Below are 22,058 nucleotides of genomic sequence, written 5' to 3'. Positions count from 1 at the left end.
CAGGCTGCGCAGGCCCGTCGGCACCGGCAATTGCTCCAGCAAATGACGCTGGGTCAGCAGCAAGGCGATGCCGCTGTCGTCGAACATGTAGGCCAGGCGATCCTGTGGATAGTCCGGGTCCAGCGGCACGTAGGCGCCACCGGCCTTGAGAATCGCCAACAGGCCGACGACCATTTCCACCGAGCGCTCCACGGCGATGCCCACCAGCACATCGGGCCCGACGCCGTGTTCGATCAGCACGTCGGCGAGCCGGTTGGCCTCGGCATTGAGGTCGGCGTAGCTCAACCGTTGGCTCCCAAAGACCAGCGCACAGGCCTCAGGGGTTTTACCCTCCTGGGCTTCAATCAGTCGATGCACAGCGCAATCGAGCGGGTAGTCGATTGTCGTGGCGTTCCAACCCTGCTGGACCTGCTGCTGCTCAGCATCGAGCAGTGACAATTGCCCGACCAAGCGCTCGCCCCCCAGGGTCAGTTGCTCCAGCAGATGACGCAGGTGCCCGCCGATACGGATCACATCGGCCGAGGTGAAGCTGTCATGGCTGTAACTCAAGAGCAGCGACAGGGTTTCCCCCAGGTTCACCGCCAAGGTCAGCGGATAATTGGTTTGCTCGTGATTGACCACCTCGCCGAAGCGCAACGTGGCTGGCGCACCTTGTTGCAATGCCTGTGAAACCGGGTAGTTCTCGAACACAAGCAGCGTGTCGAACAGCGCCGCTCCGCCCTGCCCGGCCCAGCGCTGGATATCGAACAGCGGCGTGTGCTCGTGTTCGCGCAGGCTCAGGTTGCGGCCCTGCACCTCTTGCAGCCACTGGCCGACGGGCTGCTCTGCCTGTGGGCGGCCGATGACCGGCAAGGTGTTGATGAACAGGCCGATCTGCTGCTCCACGCCCGCGATGTGCGCAGGGCGTCCGGCCACCGTGGCGCCGAAGGCAACGGTGGATTGCCCGGTGCAGCGTTGCAGCAACAACTGCCAGGCCGCTTGCACCAGCGTGTTGATCGTGACTTTCTGCTCACGGGCAAAGCGCTGCAGCCGCGCCGTGGCTTGGGCATCGAGCAGTTGCTCGTGTTCGCCGTGGCCATGGCTGGCATCGGTGCGGTTTCCCCGGGAAAACGCACCTGCCAGCAGCGTCGGCTCGTCCAGTTCGGCCAGTTGCGCCGTCCAGAATGGCTCGCTGGCCCCGGGTGCCTGGCGCGACAGCCAGTCGATGTAGTCCCGATAGCGCCCGCAGCGGCGTGCCAGGGTCTGGCCGCTGTAGCGTTGCAGCACTTCGCCGAGCAATTGAGAGTTGCTCCAGCCATCCATCAGGATGTGATGGCTGGTGTAGATCAAGTGATAACGGTCCGCTGCCACGCGCACCACCACCAGTCGCAGCAGCGGCGCAGCATCCAGTGCAAAACCCTGTTGCCGCTGCGCCAAGGCAAGGGCTTCGAGGTCTTCGTTCATCTGCGGCCTGGCGCGCCAGTCATGGGATACAAACACAACGTCCAAATGCTTGTGCACCACTTGCAAGGCGCGCTTGAAGTCACCCTCCCAGACGAAACTGCTGCGCAACACGTCATGGGCGTCCATGGCTGCTTGCCAAGCCTCGCGGAAGCGCTCGACGTCCAGCCCTTCGACGTCCACCCGCAACTGATTGATGTAGTTGCCGGCCTGCTGCTCATACAGCGTGTGGAACAGCATGCCCTGCTGCATCGGCGACAACGGGTAGATGTCCTCGACCTGTCGCGGCGCCAGCGGCAAGGCGTCCAGTTGAGCCTGGGTCAGCCCGGCCAGGGGGAAGTCCGACGGTGTGAAGCCCTGGTGTTGCGCCTGGCAGCAATGCTCGATCAAGGCCCGCAACGCTTCACCGTATTCCGTGGCCAGCGCCTGGATCGTCGACTTGTCGAACATCTGTGCGCTGAACGTCCAGTCGACGCTCAACTCACCCCCATAGACGCTGCCATTGAGGGTCAACCAGTTGTCCAGCGGCGCCAGGGGGCTTTGCGCCGCGCCCGCCGATTCGCTGGCCGGAACGAACAGGCCGTCGACGTCATCGGCGAAGCCGCTGTCGAATTGTCCCAGGTAGTTGAAGGTGATCCGTGGCGCGGGCAGCTCCGCGAGGGAGCGCCGCGTCGGCTCATCGCCGAGGTAGCGCAACACGCCGAACCCGAGGCCTTTGTCGGGTATCGCCCGCAACTGCTCCTTGATGGCCTTGATCGAATCCCCAGGCTCGGCGGCGGGCGTCAACCGCACCGGGAACAGACTGGTGAACCAGCCGACGCTACGGCTCAGGTCGATGTCATCGAACAGGGCTTCGCGGCCATGGCCCTCCAACTGGATCAACGTCGAGGCGTCCCCGGTCCACCGGCCGATGACCCGGGCCAGTGCCGTCAGCAGCAAGTCGTTGACCTGGGTGCGATAGGCCGCTGGCGCGTGTTGCAGGAGCCGACGGGTCTGGGTCTGGTCCAGGCGCGTCTGCACCTGCACGCCGTGACTGCGGCGCAATTCGCCCTCGGGCCGGTCGCAGGGCAAGTCATGGCGAGCCCCTTCAAGTTGCCCTTGCCAGTACGCCATCTGCCCTTGCAACGCCGCACTGCCAGCGTGGTTTTGCAAGCGTTGTGCCCACGCTTGGGTGGAATGGGTCTTGGCCGGCAGGTTCACGGCCTGGCCAGCGTGCACCTGCTCGTAAGCCTGTTGCAGGTCTTCCAGCAGAATGCGCCAGGACACACCGTCCACCACCAGGTGATGGATCACCAGCAACAGCCGTTGGCTGCCATCGGCGAGATTCGCCAACACCCCGCGCAACAGCGTGCCGCTTTCCGGTGCCAGGCTGCGCTGGGCCTGTTCGGCCAAGCGTTCGAGCGCCTGGGCATCGGCCACTTCGGCGGTCCACAACAGCGGCGAACGCTGCCAGGCCGCCTGCTGCTCGGCGAGGGTTTGATGTCGGGCCACCCAGGTCCCGTCTTCGCGCTTGAAGGCCAGGCGCAAGGCATCGTGATGAGCCACCAAAGCCTTCAGCGCCTGCTCCAGATGCCCGGCACGCACCGGCCGCAAACCCTTGAGCAACACTGACTGGTTCCAGTGATGCGGCTCGGTCATATCGCGTTCGAAGAACAACTGCTGGAACGGCAGCAACGGCGTTTTTCCGGTCACCGGGCCTTGGTCGATGCGAGGACGGTTGTCATCCAGGACGGCCACGCTGGCGAGGCCTTGGATGGTCTGGTGGACGAACAGATCCTTGGGGCTGAAATGGATGCCGGCCTGGCGGGCGCGGCTGACCACTTGAATGGAAATGATCGAGTCGCCACCGAGCTCGAAGAAGTTGTCAGCCACGCCCACTTGCGCTCGGCCGAGCACGCCGGTCCAGATATCGGCCAGTGCCTGTTCCATGGCCGTCTGCGGTGCGAGGTAAGCCTTGGGACTGGCGCTGATATCCGCCCTGGGCAACGCCTTGCGCTCCAGTTTGCCGTTGGGGCTGATCGGCATGTTTTCCAGCCACACCCAGTGCGCAGGCACCATGTAGTCGGGCAAGGACTGGCTCAAATGCGCCTTGAGGCGGCTCTGCAACGCCTGGCGAACGGCGTCTTCAGCGACCAGGATTTCAGCGCGGGCCGGCACCACGTAGGCCACCAGCAACGAAGCGTCCTGGGCGATGACCACGGTCTCGCGCACCTCGTCATGCTCGGCCAGGCGCGCTTCGATTTCACCCAGCTCGATGCGCAGGCCACGTATTTTCACTTGGTGATCGGTGCGTCCGGCGTACTCGATCACGCCATCGATGCGGTAGCGCGCCAAATCCCCGGTGCGATACAGCCGCTGACCCTGACCAAAGGGGCCCGTTACGAAACGCTCGGCCGTCAGGGCGGCGCGCCGATGGTAACCGCGGGCCAGCCCCTCGCCTCCCAGGTAAAGCTCGCCGATCACGCCCACCGGCACCGGCGCCAGTTCATCGTCGAGGATGTAAGTGCTGAGGTTGGCAATCGGCTGGCCGATGGGCACGCTGTCGCGGCCTTCCTCGACGCAGGTCCAATGGGTCACGTCGATGGCGGCCTCGGTCGGGCCGTAGAGGTTGTACAGATGGGCGTTCGGCAGCTTGGCGAACACCTGCTGCTGGGCATCCACCGGCAGCGCTTCGCCGCTGCAAACGATGCGTTTGAGGCAGGTGCATTCGGCCGCGTTCGGGTCTTGCACAAATGCCTGCAACATCGACGGCACGAAGTGCAGCGTGGTGATGCGCTGCGCGCGGATCAACCCGATCAGTTGCGCCGGATCGCGATGGGCACCCGGCGCGGCCACCACCAGCGTCGCGCCGGTCAGCAGCGGCCAGAAGAACTCCCACACCGACACGTCGAAACTGAATGGGGTTTTCTGCAGCACGCTGTCCGTGGCGTCGAGCCCATAGGCCTGTTGCATCCAGCACAATCGGTTGACCAGGGCCGAATGACGATTGCCCGCGCCCTTGGGCTTGCCGGTTGAACCGGAGGTATAGATCACGTAAGCGAGGTTTTCGCCGTGGACCTCGACGTCCGGATTGGTCTCGCGGCCTGCGTACAGCCCGTCGTCAGGCAGATCCAGCACCAGGCTTTCGATGCCCGTCGGAATCGGCAATTGATCGAGCAGATGCCCCTGGGTCAGCAGCAAACCGATGCCGCTGTCCTCGAACATATAGGCCAGGCGATCCCGTGGGTAGTCGGGATCCAGGGGGACGTAGGCACCACCGGCCTTGAGAATCGCCAGCAGCCCCAGCACCATTTCAACCGAGCGTTCAGCGGCGATGCCCACCAGCACATCCGGGCCGACGCCGCGGTCGATCAGCCGGTGCGCCAGACGATTGGCCCGGGCATTCAACTCGCCGAAGCTCAAGCGCTGCTCGCCGAAGACCAGCGCAGTGGCGTCTGGGGTCCGGCGCACTTGCGCTTCGATCAACTGTTGCACGCTGCGATCAAGCGGGAATCGAGTCGCCGTCGCGTTCCAATCGATCAGCATGTGCTGACGCTCGTCATCAGCCAATAACGTCCACTGGGCCACAGGACGCTGCACGTCCGCCACGAGGTTTCGCAACAGGTTCAGCCAATGCCGGGCCAGGCGCTCGATGGTGGCTGGCTCGAACAGGTCCGAGGCGTAGGTCAGGGCCGCGTACAGGCCTTCGGGGCTGTCGACGGTGTCCAGGCTCAGGTCGAACTGCGCGGTCCGTTGCGCCCAACCGATAGGTTCGACGGACAGGCCCGGCAAGGCATTGTCAAAGACCGCGGCGGTTTCGTTGCGATGGTTGAACATGGCCTGGAACAACGGGCTGTGGCTCAGGTTGCGCTGCGGCTGCAAGGCATCGACCAGTTGCTCGAACGGCAGGTCCTGGTGCATTTGCGCCGCCATGGCCGTCTGCTTGAGTTGTTGCAGCAAACCGGCGCCGGTCAGGTCGCGGTCAAACTGAGCCAGCAAGACCTGGGTATTGACGAAGAAGCCGATCAGACGCTCGGTTTCCAGTCGCTGACGGTTGGCAATCGGCACCCCGACCCGAATATCCGCCTGGCCGCTGTAGCGAGACAGCAAGGCCTGGAAAGCGCCGAGCAACAGCACAAACAGCGTGACGTTCTCCCGGCGGGCCACGGCTTTGAGGGCGTCACTGAGCGAGCGGTCCAACCGCACCGGCAGACGCGCACCGCGCAGGCTTTGCCGGGCCGGGCGCGGATGGTCGGTGGGCAGCGCAAGCAACGGTTGTTCGCCGCCCAGTTGTGCAGTCCAGTAGGCCAGTTGTCGATCCCGCTCACCGGCCGCCATCCATTGGCGCTGCCAGACGGCATAGTCGGCGTATTGAATCGACAGCGCGGGCAGCGGCGACGGCTGCCCTTGGCTGAACGCCGAATACAGGCTCATCAGGTCGTCGACCATCACCTGCAACGACCAGGCATCGGACACGATGTGGTGCAGCGTCAGCACCAGGATGTGATCCTGCTCGCCCAGTTCCAACAGCGCCACGCGCAGCGGCGGGTCATTCAAGAGGTCGAACGGAGCTTGCGTCTGCTGTTCGATGAACGCTTGAACACTTGCCTCATCCTCAACAGCCAGGCGCCGTTCGAGGACATCGACCTGCCCTTGCGCTCGAATCAGTTGGCAGGTCCGGCCATCATCTTCGACGAACACGGTGCGCAAGCTTTCGTGGCGCTCAACCAGGGCCTCGAAGCTCAAGGCCAGGGCAACTTTGTCCAGCGTGCCGCGCAAGCGCAATGCGCTGGGAATGTTGTAGGCCGCGCTGTCAGGGTCCATTTTCCACAGGAACCACTGACGCTCCTGGGCAAACGACAGCGGCAGCGGCTGGTCACGTGGCACCACTGCGATTGTCGGCAGTTGTTCGCCTGGTTCGCCGTCGAAGGCCTGGACAAAATCGCCCAGGGTGGCGTGCTCGAACAAGCTGCGCAGCGGCACTTCGATCCCCAGCGCCCGACGGACCCGCGACACCACCTGGGTCACCAACAATGAGTGCCCGCCCAGCTCGAAAAAGTTGTCTTGCAACCCGACTTGCTCAAGCTTGAGCACTTGCTGCCAGATCGCTGCCACTTGCTGCTCGGCGTGACTGCGCGGCGCAACGTAGGCCCGCTGCACAGCGCTGGCGTCCGGGGCCGGCAACGCCTTGCGATTGACCTTGCCATTGGGCGTCAACGGCAGCTGCGCCAGGAACATCAGGTGCGCCGGCACCATGTACTCGGGCAACTGCGCCTTGAGCGCGGCTTTGAGCGCCGCACGCAAGGCGGCCTCGGCCTCGGGGTCCAGCGCTTCGGCCGAGGCAGGCACCACGTAGCCCACCAGTTGCGCACCGGTCGGGCCTTCGTGGGCCACCACCACGGTTTCGCGCACACTGGCCTGGGCCAGCAACGCCGCTTCGATTTCCCCCAGTTCGATCCGCAAGCCACGGATCTTCACTTGGTGGTCGATACGGCCGAGGTACTCGACCACGCCTTCGGCCCGATAGCGGGTCAAGTCGCCAGTGCGATACAGCCGCTCGCCGGTGCTGGAAAACGGATCGGGCACGAAGCGTTCGGCGGTCAGCGCCGGGCGCTGGAAATAGCCGCGCGCCAGCCCGTCGCCGCCGATCAGCAGCTCACCCGGCGCGCCGGGCGGATTGAGGGTCAGGTCGCTGCCGACGATATAGAGCGCGGTGTTGTCCAGGGGTTTGCCGAGCAATGGGCGGCTGTTTTCCTGGCTCAAGGGGTGCACCGCCGACCAGATCGTGGTTTCGGTCGGGCCGTAGAGGTTCCAGACGTTTGGCGAAAGGGCCAGCAAGCGTTGCGCCAGCTCCTGGGGCAACGCCTCGCCGCCACAGAGGAAAGTGCGCCCGGCCAACAACCCAGCGTGCTCATGATCCAGCAGCATGCGCCAGCTCGAAGGCGTGGCTTGCAGCACCGTCACATCATGACGCTCGATCAGCGCCAGCACCGCGTGGGGATCCTGGTGGACGTTCTGGCCGGTCAGCACGACGCTGGCACCGACCGACAACGGCCCGTAGATTTCCAGGCCGAAAATATCGAAGGAAAAGGTTGTCAGCGACAGCATGCGGTCACCGGCCGAAAGGCCCGGCTGGTCGATCATGCTGGCGACAAAATTGCTCAGCGCGCCATGGCGCACCATCACGCCCTTGGGTTTGCCGGTGGAACCGGAGGTGTAGATGACGTAGGCCAGGTGCCCAGCCGTCAGCGGCACCGCCGGGCAGGTGCGCGGAGCATCCCGCAGCGCGGCGTCGGGCTGGTCCAGCAGCACGGTTCGAAGGGTCGCCGGAATCGGTAGCACTTCCTGCAAACGGGACTGGGTCAACAGCAGCTCGATGCCACTGTCGTCGATCATGTAGGCCAGGCGATCCTCCGGGTACGCCGGGTCGAGGGGCACGTAGGCGCCACCGGCCTTGAGGATCGCCAGCAGGCCGACGATCATCTCCACCGAGCGCTCCACGGCGATGCCCACCGGTTGGTCAGGCGTCACGCCCAGGGCAATCAGGCGGTGGGCGAGCTGGTTGGCGCGCGCGTCCAGTTGCCCATGGGTCAAGGTCTGTCCTTCGATGGTCAGCGCCACTGCATCAGGGGTCTGCCGCGCCTGTTCGGCGATGCGCAGGTGCACGCATGCGGCTTCAGCGCCGCGGTCGACCACGCGGTACCAGTCCTGCTGCGTCAGGCGCTGCTGGGCGGCGTCGAGCAATGGCAGCTCACCAACGCGTTGCTGTGGCGCAGCGACAATGCCCTGAAGCAGGTTCTGCCAATGGCGGGCCAGGCGTTGGATGGTCTGCGGTTCGAACAGATCGGTGGCATAGGTCAGTTCGGCGGCAACGCCGTGCTCGCTTTCATAAGTGCCCAGGGTCAGGTCGAACTGGGCGGTGCGCCCTTCCCACACCAGGTCCTCGATACTCAGTTGCGGCAGTTGCAACTGGCGGTCTTTTTCGCTGGCCGTCTGGTGGTTGAACATGACCTGGAAGATCGGGCTGTGGCTGAGGCTGCGTTCCGGCTGCAAGGCTTCGATCAGTTGCTCGAAGGGCAGATCCTGATGCGCCTGGGCGGCCATCGCCGCTTGCTTGACCTGATTGAGCAAGCGATCGAACGGCAACTGGCCGTCGATATGGGCATTGAGCACCTGGGTGTTGACGAAGAAGCCGATCAGGCCTTCAGTCTCGACCCGGTTGCGGTTGGCCACCGGCACGCCGACGCGGATCTGCGGCTGACCGCTGTAGCGGTGCAGCAAGGCCTGGAACGAAGCCAGCAGCACCATGAACAGACTCGCGCCTTCGCGCTGGGCCAGTTGCTTGAGCGCCGCGCCCAGCTCCGCCGGCAAGTTCAGGTCCAAACGCGCACCGCGAAAACTCTGCACAGGCGGGCGTGGATGATCGAGGGGCAGCTCCAGGACCGGTTGTTCGTCGCCCAGGGTCTGGACCCAATAGGCCAGTTGCCGCTCGCGCTCACCGGCCTCCAGCCAGTGACGCTGCCAGATCGCATAATCGGCGTACTGCACGCTCAGCTCCGGCAATACCAGCGGCAGTCCGGCGGTGTTGAAGGCATAGTGGCGCACCAGTTCATCCACCAGCACTTGCATCGACCAGCCATCGGAGATGATGTGGTGCTGGATCAGCGCCAGCACATGGTCGTCGTCGCCGACTTTCAACAGCGATACCCGCAGCAACGGCCCTTGGCGCAGGTCGAACGGGCGCGCGGTTTCAGCGTCGACAAACGCCTTGATGCTGTCGTCCTGGCGGGTCGACGAACCGGCTGGCAACGTCTGCACCGCGATGCGCAGCGGCAGGTGCGGGTGGATGACCTGCACGGCCTGCTCGCCATGCTCGATGAAGGTGGTTCGCAAACTCTCATGGCGCTCGACCAAGGCGTTGAAGCTGCGTTCCAGGGCCGCCACGTCCAGGTGCCCTTTGAGGCGCAGGGCTGTGGGGATGTGATAGGCCGAGCTATGGGGATCCATCAGCCACAGGAACCATTGGCGCTCCTGGGCGTAGGACAGCGGGATGTGTTCAAACCCGGAGCGCACCTCGGGGATCGGCAGGTTGGCCGGCGAAACACCCTCCTCGAGCATCTTTTCCAGGTACAGCCTGCGTTTGTCCAGCGGCAGAGTGATAAAGCGCTTGGCAATCCTCAAAGCAACACTCTTGTCCATCAGACTTCCTCCATTTCATCAAGCAGGGCTTCCAGCTTGTTCAGTTTCTGTTCGTTGATCGGCCCGTCTCCGGCGTCGAGTTGCGCGACAAAATCCTTCAGGACCGGTTGCTGGAAAATCAGCTGGGGGGTCAGGGTCAACCCCAGTTCGAGGGCCATGCGCGACACGGCATTGACTGCCAGCAGCGAGTGGCCGCCCAGCTCGAAGAAGTGATCGTTCAGGCCTACGCGTTCCACCGTGAGTACTTGCGCCCAAATCGCCGCGACCTGCTGTTCGAGTTCAGTGGCCGGTGCGACATAACTGGCCTGTAGCAAGGCGGTTTCCGGGGCGGGCAAGGCCTTGCGGTCGAGCTTGCCGTTGGGAGTCAGGGGCAATTGGTCGAGGAACAGCACGTGGGCCGGGACCATGTAATCGGGCAAATGCGCCCGGAGGCCCGCCTTGAGTTGATCGCGCAAGGCCCGCAGGTCTTCGCCGACGCCCAGGTCCAGCGCCGGGGCAACCACGTAGGCCACCAATTGCTGACCACCCGGGGCGTCCTGGGCCAGTACCGCCGCTTCGCGCACCTGGGGTTGTTGCAACAGCCGCGCTTCGATTTCCCCCAGTTCGATACGCAAACCACGAATCTTCACCTGATGGTCGATCCGGCCTTGATATTCGAGCACACCATCGGCGCGATAACGGCTCAGGTCGCCGCTGCGGTACAAGCGCTCGCCGCTGCTGGAGAACGGGTTGGGCACGTACTTCTCGGCGGTCATCGCGGCCCGACCGAGGTAGCCACGGGTGATGCCCGCGCCGCTCAGGTACAGCTCGGCCGAGACACCTTGAGGCACCGGTTGCAGGTCAGCGTCGAGCAGGTAGGCAGCGGTGTGCTTGAGGGGCCGGCCAATGTTCGCCGTACCGCCGGCGGTGCGGCGGGTCCAGGTGGAATAGGTGGTGTCTTCCGAGGGGCCGTAAAGGTCGTACACATGCTCAACCCCGCCAACTTGTGGGAGCGGGCTTGCTCGCGAAGGCGTCCTGTCAGTTGGCCCATCGTTGATTGACCCACCGCTTTCGCGAGCAAGCCCGCTCCCACCTGGGTATTCACATTGGTACAGCGCTTCCACAAGGCTTTGTTTGAGCGGCTCACCGGCCAGGTTGATGATGCGCACGCTGGCGGGGATTTCACCGTTGCGCTGCAAGGCGGCGATGGCCGACGGCACGCTGTTGATCAGCCGCACCTGATCCCGAGCCGGCAGTTGCGGCAATTCCAACGCGTTACGGGCGATGATCAGCGAGCCGCCGTTGGCCAGGGTCACGAACAGCTCCCATACCGACAAGTCGAAGCACACCGAGGTGGACGCGAGCACGCCTTGGATGTCGTCGCGGCTGTAGACCGATTTCGACCAATCGATCAGCGCCAGCACGTTGCGATGGGCAATCGCCACGCCCTTGGGTTGGCCGGTGGAGCCGGAGGTGTAGATCACGTAGGCGAGGTTGTCGGCGGCGACCGAGGTAGGCGGCGCGCTCAATGGGTATTCGCCCAGCTGAATCCGATCCAGCATCAGCACAGTGGTTTCAGCCGGAACGGTGAGCGTCGCCGCCACCGCTTGCTCGGTCAGCAACACACGGGCACGGCTGTCGTCGAGCATGTACGCCACACGTTCGGCCGGATAATCCGGATCCAGCGGCACGTAGGCACCGCCGGCCTTGAGCACCGCCAGCAAGGCGATCAGCAGATGCTCGGAGCGCGGCATCGCCACGCCCACGCGCACCTCCGGGCCCACGCCCAGTTCGATGAGCTTGTGGGCCAGGCGATTGGCGCGGCCGTCGAGTTCGCTGTAGCTCAGCTGGGTGTGGGCGAAGGTCACGGCCAAGGCGTCCGGCGTGGCTTCGGCCTGGCGGGCGATGATCTGGTGGATGCACAGGGTTTGCTCGAACGGCGCGTCCACCGGGTTCCAATCATGGGTCAGGCGCTGATACTCATCGAACTCGAGCATCGACAGCTCACCCAGGCAGCGCTCGCCCTGCCCGGTCATCTGGCCCAACAAGTGCGCCAGGTGCGCCGCCAGCCTCGCGACGCTGGCGGGTTGGAAACTCGCCCTTTGATAACTCATGTGTACCGTCAACTGCCGATCCAGGCCCACCAGCAGCGTCAACGGATAGTGGGTCTGTTCTTCTGTTGTCGCCGGACCGAAGCACAGGCCGTCCGGTGCGCCTTGCTCCAAGGCCTGGGCAATCGGGTAGTTCTCGAACACCAGCAGGCTGTCGAACAGCGCCTCACCGCCCTGCCCGGCCCAGCGCTGGATGTCCAGCAACGCGGTGTGCTCGAACTCCCGCAGCGCCAGGTTCTGCCCTTGCACCGCTTGCAGCCAGCTGTCCAGGGACTGCTCGGCCCGAGGGCTGGCGATCACCGGCAAGGTGTTGATGAACAAACCGATCTGCTGCTCGATGCCGGGCAAATCCGCCGGGCGACCGGCCACCGTCGCGCCGAACGCCACGGTGTCCTTGCCGGTGTAACGCTGCAACAACAGCAGCCACGCCGCCTGCACCAGCGTGTTGACGGTGACTTTCGAAGCACGGGCAAAGGCTTCCAGGCGGCGCGTCAGTGCCTCGTCCAATACCTGCACGTGATCGCCATGACCGCTGCCCACCGGCCCCGAGTTGGCAATGACATCGGCCAGCCGCGTCGGCGTCTCCAGGCGTTGCAGCGCTGGCGTCCAGAATGCTTCGCTGGCGGCGACGTCCTGGCGTTGCAGCCAGGCAATGTAATCGCGATAACGGCTGCCCGGTCCGGCGACAGCCTGGCCGCTGTAGCGTTGCAGCACTTCGCCGAGCAACTGCGAATTGCTCCAGCCATCCATCAGGATGTGGTGGTGGGTGTAGATCAGGTGATAACGCTGCTCGTCGAGGCGCACGATCATCAACCGCAACAGCGCCGGCGCGCTCAGGTCCAGTTGCCGGCGCTCGGCATCGGCCAACGCCTGCAAGGTTTCGTCGGCCCGCAAGACATGGAGACTGTAAGGCAGTTGCAGGTGCTTGCTGACCAACTGCACGGGCTCGGGAAGATCTCCCTGCCAGACGACCCGGCTCCGCAGGATGTCATGGGCGTCCACCGCCGCCTGCCAGGCCTGGCGGAAACGTTCCGGGTCCAGCCCTTCCACGTCCAGGCACAGTTGGTTGATGTAGTCGCCACTGGCATCGCCGTAGACGCCATGGAACAGCATGCCCTGTTGCATCGGAGACAGCGGATACACATCAGCGATTTGCGCCGCCGCCACAGGCAAGCCATCCACCTGCTGCTGGTTCAGGCGTGCCAGGGGGAAGTCCGACGGCGTTACGCCGCCCTGCTCGCCGTCGCAGCAATGTTCGATCAACGCTTGCAGTTCACGGGCGTAATCGTCGGCCAGGGCCTGGACAGTGGTTTCGTTGAACTGCTCGCGGCTGAAGGTCCAGCCCAGGTTCAGCTCACCGCCGAACACCTGACCGTTAACCGCCAGGACGTTGGACAGCGGTGCTTCGGGGTCCAGCTCGTCCCCTGCACCTTCGCCGGCCGGTACGAACAAGGCGCCATCGGCCTCGTTGAAACTGGCGTCGAACTGGCCCAGGTAGTTGAACGTCAGGCGCGGTACGGGTAGCCGGGCCAGGGTCGCCCGCGACGCGTCATCGGCCAGGTGCGCCAGGGCACCAAAGCCCAGGCCCTTGTTCGGAATCGACCGCAGCTGTTCCTTGATCTGTTTCAGCGAGTTCCCCAGGTCGGTCACCGGCGTGAGCCTGGCCGGGTAAAGACTGGTGAACCAACCGACCGTGCGGGTCAGGTCGACATTATCGAACAAGGCTTCACGGCCGTGCCCTTCGAGCTGGATCAAGGCACTGTCGCTGCCGGTCCTGCGCACGATGACCCGGGCCAGGGCGGTAAGCAGCACGTCGTTGACCTGGGTGCGGTAGGCCTTGGGCGCGTCTTGCAGCAATTGGCGGGTCAGTGACGCATCGAGTCGGGTGCGCACGGTTTGCGCGAGGCGGTTTTGCCGACCGCCTGAAGGGTTGTCCATCGGCAATTGCCCATCGACGCCCTCAAGGTGCGCCTGCCAATACGCCAGTTCTGCCTGCAACGGGGCGCTGCGGGCATAGCCTTGCAATCGTTCGGCCCAGATCTGCGCCGAAGTGGTTTTCGCCGGCAATCGCAACGCTTGCCCGGCGAGCAACTGACGGTAGGCGCCTTGCAGGTCTTCGAACAGAATCCGCCACGACACGCCGTCTACCACCAAGTGATGGATCGCCAGCAGCAACCGTTGGCTGCCGTCGTTCAGGTTCGCCAGCACCCCTCGCAGCAGCGGCCCGTCGCGCAGCTCCAGGCTGCGTTGCGCCTTGTTGCCGATGCTGTGCAGGGCCTCGGCGTCCGCGATGTCCGCCACCCAGAGCAGGTCGTCGCAACGACTGGCCGGCGAACGGTAGCGGGCCTGCCAGCCTTCGCCTTCTTGGCTGAAGCCCAAGCGCAGGCCATCGTGATGCACGACCAGCGCGGCCAAGGCTTGCGCCAGCACCCCGGCGTCCAGCGGTTGCGTGGGTTTGAGCATCACCGACTGGTTCCAGTGCTGACGCTGTGGGATGGCCTCGTCGAAGAACACCTGCTGCACCGGCAACAGGATCAGTTCACCGCTCACCGGGCCTTGATCGATGGCTTGGCTGGTTGCGCCCACGCGGGCCACCGTTGCCAGCCTCTCGATGGTCTGGTGCTGGAACAAGTCTTTCGGCGTGAAATGAATCCCGGTCTGACGGGCGCGGCCGACCACCTGGATCGAGACGATGGAATCGCCACCCAACTCGAAGAAGTTGTCCCGCAGGCCGACTTGCCCAAGCTTGAGCACGTCCTGCCAGATCGATACCAGTTGTTGTTCCAGCGCGCTGCGGGGTGCCACGTAGGCTTGCTGCAGTTGGCTGACGTCGGGCTTGGGCAGGTTCTTGCGGTCGAGCTTGCCGTTCGGCGTCAGTGGCAGGCGTTCGAGCAGCAACAGGTACGCCGGGACCATGTGCGCCGGCAGGGTCGCCCTGAGTTGCTCGCGTAGCTGCTCGGTGAATGCCTCAAGCAAGGCCTCCGCCTGCTCGGCCACGACATAGGCCACCAGCCGCTTGCCGCTGCCGGCAGCGCCTTCCTGGGCCACGACGACCGCTTCGCGCACGCCGTCCAGGGCTCGCAGGCTGGCTTCGACTTCGCCCAGCTCGATGCGAAAACCGCGAATCTTCACTTGGTTGTCGATGCGATCCAGGTAATCGAAGGTGCCGTCGGCGCGTTGGCGCACCAGGTCCCCGGTGCGATACAGCAAGCCGCCGACCGTACTGAACGGGTCGGCGACAAATCGCTCGGCCGTCAGGCCCGGACGGTTCAGGTAGCCCCGGGCCAACCCGCTGCCGCCCAGGTACAGCTCACCGGCCATGCCTTGGGGCAGCAGGTTCAGATCAGCATCCAGCACGTAGGCGCTGCGGTCGCCGATGCGGCTGCCGATGGGCGCATAGGCGGCGCCACACGCCACCTCGCGGCCGGCTTTCCAGATCAGCGGCGTGACCACGGTTTCGGTCGGGCCGTAGCCGTTGATGATGAATTGCGGATCGAGGGCGCGCTTGACCCGTTCGAAACTGGCGTTGGGCACGGCATCGCCGCCGAAGCAATAAATGCGCACCTTGGGCGGATTGCCTTCGCGCTCGGCGTGCTCGGCCAGTTGTTGCAGGTACACCGGCGGGAACGCCACCACCGTCACGCCGTGCTCGCGCATCGCGTTGTAGGTTTGCTCCGGGGTCCACAGGCTGTCGTCGCGAATCAGCAGCGAGGCGCCGTGAGTCAGGCTGGTGAGCCAGCGCTCATGGGCGCCGTCGAAGGCAAAGGACATGAAATGGAATTCGCAGTCGCTGCCCTGCATCTCGTAGCGCTCGCCGATGGCCTGGCAATGCATCGCCAGCGGCCCATGGGCCACGCTCACGCCTTTGGGGTTGCCGGTGGAGCCGGAGGTGTAGATGACGTACGCCAGGTTCTGAGGATCGACCAGGACGGATGGCGCCTCCAGTGGTTGCTGGCTCAGGTCGAGGCGGTCGAACTCCAACACCTGGGCGGCCCCTTCCAGGGGCAATTGCGCCGACACCCGGGAATCGGTGAGCAACAGCGCCAATCCCGAATCCTCGATCAGGTACGCCAGGCGCTCGCGCGGGTAGCGGGTGTCCAGCGGCACGTAAGCGGCGCCGGCCTTGAGCACCGCCAGCAGCGCGACAATCACCCCTTCGCTGCGCGGCAGGGCCACGCCGACCCGGGTTTCCGGGCCGACACCACGGGCAATCAAGGCGTGCGCCAGTTGGTTCGCCCGGCGGTCGATGTCGCCATAGCTGAAACGTTGCCCGTCGAAGATCACCGCCGTGCTCTGCGGTTGCTGCGCCGCCAGTTGGGCGATGCGCTGATGCACCGCGACATCGGTCGGGTACGGCTGCGGGTGATTGGCCGCCTGTTGCCGGGATTGTTCCGCGCTGCTGACCAGGGCGATTTGCCCGAGGTTACGGGTCGCCGATTCAGCGAAGGTTTCCAGCAGATGCATCAAGTGAGCGCTGATGCCGGCGATGGCCGCCGGGCTGAAATGCGCCCGGTCGAAGCTGTAGTGCAACGCCAGTGTCTGGCCGAGGGTCACGGCAACGCTCAACGGATAGTGGGTTTGCTCCAGATGGGTGACCTCGCCGAACACCACGTCCTGTTCCCTGCCCTGTTGCAGCGCCTGGGCAATCGGGTAGTTCTCGAACACCAGGATGTTGTCGAACAGCGCCTCGCCGCCCTGCCCGGCCCAGCGCTGGACGTCCGCCAATGGCGTGTGTTCGAACTCTCGCAGGCTCAGGTTCTGCGCTTGCACCGCTTGCAGCCAGGCACCGACCGACTGGTCCGGACGCGGCGCGGCGATCACCGGCAAGGTGTTGATGAACAGGCCGACTTGCTGCTCGATGCCCGGCAGGTCCGCCGGCCGACCGGCGACGGTGGCACCGAAGGCCACGCTGTCATGGCCGGTATAGCGTTGCAGCAGCAACAGCCACGCCGCTTGGACCAAGGTGTTGAGGGTGACCTTTTGCTGGCGGGCGAACTGTTCCAGGGCGTGGGTGCGAGTCGCATCCAGGGTCTGGTAATGGTCGTCATGACCGCTGTGGGTCTCGCTGGCGGACATGACCCGCGCCAACCGGGTCGGCTCCTGCAGGGTGGCCAGTTGAGCGCTCCAGAAAGCCTCGCTGATTTGAGCGTCCTGGCGTTGCAGCCAAGCGATGTAGTCACGGTAACGGCCGGTGATGCTGGCCGGCACACGGCCGCTGTAGCGTTGCATTACTTCGCCGAGCAGCTGTGCGTTGCTCCAGCCATCCATCAGGATGTGGTGGTGGGTGTAGATCAAATGCCATTGACCGACACCGGTCTGCACCAGCACCAAACGCAACAAGGGCGCCCGACTCAGATCGAAGCCTTTCGCGCGCTCATCCTCGGCCAGCGCGGCAAGGGCCTGCGGCTGGTCGGCACGTTCACGCCAGTCCAGCACGGTGAATGGCACTGGCAGTTCTTTGTGGACGATCTGCAACGGCTCCTGCAAGTCACCTTGCCAGACGAAACCGCTGCGCAGGATGTCCTGCCCATCCATGCACGCCTGCCACGCCGCGCGGAAACGCTCGACGTCCAAGCCTTGGACGTCCACCCGCAGCTGGTTGACGTATTCGCCCGCGGCGTGCTCGTAGAGGGTGTGGAATAACAAACCCTGCTGCATCGGCGACAGCGGATAGATGTCGTCGAGTTGGCCGGTCGATACTGGCAACCCATCGAGTTGCGCCTGGGTAAGGCGGGCCAGCGGGAAATCCGACGGCGTGGCTTGCGGCGCGGCCAGGTTGACGCAATGCTCGATCAGCGCCGTGAGCTCGACGGCATATCGATCGACCAGTCGCTGCACGGTCGCGCCGTCGAACATCTCACAGCTGAAGCCCCAACTCATCGTCAGTTCGCCGCCATACACCTGCCCCTCCACGGTCAGCCAGTTGGCCAAGGGCGCCGTCGGATCCTGGGCCACGCCGCTGCTTTCGCCGGATGGCACGAACAGCGCCGATTCGTCGAACTGACGGTCGAACTGGCCCAGGTAATTGAACGTGATGCGCGCTGGCGGCAGGTCCGCCAGTTCGGCTTGCACCGAAGGCGCCGCCAGATGACGCAGCACGCCATAGCCCAGGCCTTTGTGCGGAACGCCGCGCAGTTGCTCCTTGATCGCCTTGATCGAATCGCCGAGGTCGTCGGCAGCGCTCAGATTCACCGCGAACAGGCTCGTGAACCAACCGACCGTGCGGGTCAGGTCGATGTCCTCGAACAGGTCTTCACGACCATGGCCTTCGAGCTCGACCAGCGTGCCCGAGTGCCCGCTCCAGCGACTGATAGTGCGGGCCAACGCGGTGAGCAGCAGATCATTGACCTGCGTGCGATACGCCGCTGGTGCCTGTTGCAACAACTGCCGGGTCAGCCCGGCGTCCAGACGCCATTCGATCTTCGCGCCGTGGGCGTTTTCCAGGCTGCCTTGCGGACGTTCGCAGGGCAGGTCCAACGCGCCCTGGTGCTGGCTCTTCCAATAGGCCAACTGATCGTTGAAGCGCGGCGCTTCGGCACTCAGGCCCGCAGTCCAGCGCTGGAACGCACTGGTCTTGGCCGGCAACGTAACGCCGCCGCCCGCCGCCAGTTGTTCGTAGGCCTGCTGCAAATCTTCCAGCAACACGCGCCACGACACGCCATCCACCACCAAGTGATGGATGATCAGCGCCAGCCGCTGGCTGCCATCGGCCAGATTGACCAGCATGGCCCGCAACAACGGCCCGTCCTGCAAGTCGAGGCTGCGCTGCGCTTCGTCACACAGCGCATTCAGTCGCTCGATGGATTGGGCATCGCGCAGCCACAGGCCAGCGCTTTGCTGCAACGGCCCGTGGCTCTGCTGCCAGCCATCCGCGCCTTCGATGAAGCGCAGGCGCAAGGCGTCGTGATGATTGATGACGCAGGTCAGCGCCGCGTCGAGCCATAGGCTGTTCAACGGCTCGCGAGGGCTCAGCAGCAACGACTGGTTCCAGTGCTCGCGGGCCTGCATCGGCCGCGAGAAAAACTGCCGCTGGATCGGCCCGAGCAGGGCCTCACCGGTGACCGCCCCCTGGTCCACTGCGTTGTGATGTTCGACCCGGGCGACCAGCGCCAGGCTGCGCACGGTCTGGTGTTGGAACAGGTCGCGTGGGTTGACGCGAATGCCGAGCTGCCGGGCACGGCTCACCACTTGGATCGAGATGATCGAGTCACCGCCCAGCTCGAAGAAATTGTCTTCGAGGCCGACCCGCTCCAGCCCCAGTACGTCCTGCCAGATTTCAGCCAGCGCGATCTGCAGCGCATCTTGTGGCGCGACGAACGCTTGCTGCGGCGCGGCGTCCGGTTGTGGCAGGGCCTTGCGGTCCAGTTTGCCGTTGGCGGTGACCGGTAACCTGGCCAAGGGCATCAGGTAAGTCGGCACCATGTATTCCGGCAGGCCACCGAGTAACCAGGCCTTGACGTCCTGTTGCCATTGCTCGGGTGGCTGGGAGGTTTCCAGCACCAGGTAACCCACCAGGTGCGTGCCGTCCTGCACCAACACCACCGCCTCGCGCACCAGCGGATGTTGCGCCAGCCGGGCTTCGATTTCGCCCAGCTCGATGCGCAGGCCGCGCAGCTTTACCTGATGGTCGAGGCGGCCCAGGTATTCGATCACGCCGTCGGCGCGCTGACGCACCCGGTCACCGCTGCGATACAGGCGCTCGCCGGCGTGGAACGGGCACGGCACAAAGCGCTCGGCACTCAACGCCGGGCGTCGGTGATAACCGCGGGCCAGCCCCGCCCCGCCCAGGTACAGCTCACCGGGCACGCCCCACGGCACCGGCTTCAGTTGCGCGTCGAGCACATGGGTGCGCAGGTTGGCGATTGGCTGCCCGATCGGCACGCAATCGGCGCCTTCGTCGACGCAGGTCCAATGGGTCACGTCGATGGCCGCTTCGGTCGGACCGTAGAGGTTGTAGAGCGAGGCGTTCGGCAACTTGGCGAAGACCTGATGCTGCGCGTCAAGCGGCAAGGCCTCGCCACTGCAGACGATGCGCTTGAGCCCTTCGCAGCGTTCCACACCCGGCTCATGGATAAACGCTTGCAGCATCGACGGCACGAAGTGCAGCGTGCTGATGCCGTAACGGTTGATGGTATCGATCAATTGCAGCGGGTCGCGGTGCGCGCCCGGCGCGGCCATGACCAGGCGCGCACCGGTCATCAACGGCCAGAAGAATTCCCACACCGACACGTCGAAGCTGAATGGGGTTTTCTGCAACACCGCGTCGCTGTCGTCCAGGCCGTAGGCCTGCTGCATCCAGCACAAACGGTTGACCAGGGCCGCATGGCTGTTGCCGGCACCCTTGGGGTTGCCAGTGGAGCCGGAGGTATAGATCACGTAGGCCAGGCTCAGCGGATCAACGGTCACTTCGAGGCGACGCTCGCTGTAGCCATCGAGCCAGCCGGCCGGCTGGTCGAGCAGGATCACGGTGACGCCATCGGTAGGCAGCCCCGCCGACAGCGAACCCTGGGTCAGCAGCAAGGCGATGCCGCTGTCTTCGATCATGTAGGCCAGGCGTTCCTGCGGGTACTCCGGATCCAGTGGCACATAGGCGCCGCCGGCCTTGTGGATCGCCAGCAGGCCGATCACCATTTCCATCGAACGCTCGACACAGACCCCCACCAGGCTGTCCGGCTGCACACCGTGCTCGCGCAGAAGATGGGCCAACTGGTTGGCGCGGGCATCAAGCTGGGCGTAGGTCAGGCTGTGCTGGCCAAACGTCAACGCCAATGCGTCTGGGGTGCGCACGGCCTGCGCTTCAATCAGTTGATGCATGCACCGTTCGGTCGGGTAGCGCTGGGCGGTGGCGTTCCAGCCATGCACCAGGGTCTGCTGCTCGTGGGCATCGAGCAGCGGCAATTCGCCGATGCGCTGCGACGGATCGGCGACCATCGCCGCCAACAAACGCAGCCAATGCCGCGCCATGCGCGCGATGGTCGGCGCTTCGAACAGATCGTTGGCGTACGTCAGCGCGGCGTGCAACTTGCCGGCCTTCTCAAAGGTGTCCAGGGTCAGGTCGAACTGGGTGGTGCGGCCTTGCCAGTCGAGCATGCCCAGTTCCAGCCCCGACGCGGTGCTGATCGTGGTGATGTCGGCCACATGCGGCTGATGGTTGTACATCACCTGGAACAGCGGCGTATGGCTGAGGCTGCGCTCCAGCTTCAAGGCGTCGACCAGGCGCTCGAACGGCAGGTCCTGATGGGCCTGGGCACCGAGGGCGACCTCTTTGACGGCGCGGAGCAAATCGACGACGCGCATTTGTCCGTCGAGTTCGGTACGCAGCACCTGGGTGTTGACGAAGAAGCCGATCAGGCCTTCGATTTCATCGCGATTGCGGTTGGCGATCGGCACGCCGACGCGGATATCCGGCTGGCCGCTGTAGCGATGCAACAACACGTTGAACGCGCTCAGAAGAAGCATGAACAGCGTGACGCCATGCTGCTGGGCCGTGCTGCGCAGCTGTTCCGCCAAGGCGCTATCGATGGCGAATTCATGACGGCTGCCGCGATAGCTCGGCATGACCGGGCGCGCGTGATCGGTCGGCAGTTCCAGCACCGGATGCTCATCGCCGAGTTGCGCCTGCCAATACTCAAGCTGCCGCGCCTGCTCCCCCGCTTCGAGCCAGCGGCGCTGCCACAAGGCATAGTCGCTGTACTGGATCGGCAGCGGTGCAAGTTGCGGCGACTGCCCCGCTTGATGAGCGTCGTAGCAGCGGACGAATTCGTCGATCAGCACGTTCATCGACCAACCGTCGGAGACGATGTGATGCAAGGTCAGCAACAGCACATGCTCGCGCTCGCCGAGCTTGAGCAGCTTGACCCGCAGCAGCGGCCCGACCGCCAGATCGAACGGCCGCAGCGACTGTTGCTGCGCCGCCTCGGCCACCGCCAGCTCGCGCTCGACGGCTGCCAGGGCACTGTAATCTTCTTGCTCGATCAGCAGCGGCGCGGTCATTGGCACTTGCACGAGGCTGTCGTCGGCCTGGCGCTGGAACACCGTGCGCAGGGTTTCATGTCGCGCCACCAGGCTGGCGAAAGCCTGCTCCAGGGCCTGCAGGTCCAACCTGCCTTTGAGCCGCACCGCACCCGGCAGGTTGTAGGCGCCGCTGTCCGGCTCAAGCTGCCAGAGAAACCACATGCGCTGCTGGGCATAGGACAGGGCCTGGCGATCCTCGGCCTCGACGCCCTGGGGGATGGGAAAGCCGCTGAACGCCACCCCTTCCTTGTCCAGTGCCGCCAGGAACATCTGGCGCTTTTGCAGGGGCAACCCGATAAACCGGCGAGCAAGTTTCAAGGCGTCTTCAGCATTCAT

General features: G+C 64.7%; 2 protein-coding genes (1 of these 2 cut by a window edge). Both read right to left on the bottom strand.

Annotated features, from left to right (window positions below; genetic code table 11):
* A protein-coding gene (locus AD663_RS08090) for a non-ribosomal peptide synthase/polyketide synthase (protein WP_053213533.1) crosses the window boundary here: on the bottom strand, window positions 1-9,618 show its 5' portion. It extends 3,915 nt beyond the left edge of the window; only the first 9,618 of its 13,533 coding nucleotides appear in the window; its start codon is at window positions 9,616-9,618; its stop codon lies off the left edge, out of view.
* Window positions 9,618-22,058 carry a non-ribosomal peptide synthase/polyketide synthase gene (locus AD663_RS08085; RefSeq protein WP_053213532.1) on the bottom strand — a complete coding sequence of 4,147 codons (12,441 nt, stop codon included), beginning with the start codon at window positions 22,056-22,058 and terminating at the stop codon, window positions 9,618-9,620. Before AD663_RS08085 ends, AD663_RS08090 begins: the two co-directional genes overlap by 1 nt.

The sequence above is a fragment of the Pseudomonas sp. Q12-87 genome (assembly GCF_001269755.1).
Taxonomy (GTDB): domain Bacteria; phylum Pseudomonadota; class Gammaproteobacteria; order Pseudomonadales; family Pseudomonadaceae; genus Aquipseudomonas; species Aquipseudomonas fluorescens_S.
This window is presented reverse-complemented; position numbering and strand designations above follow the sequence as displayed.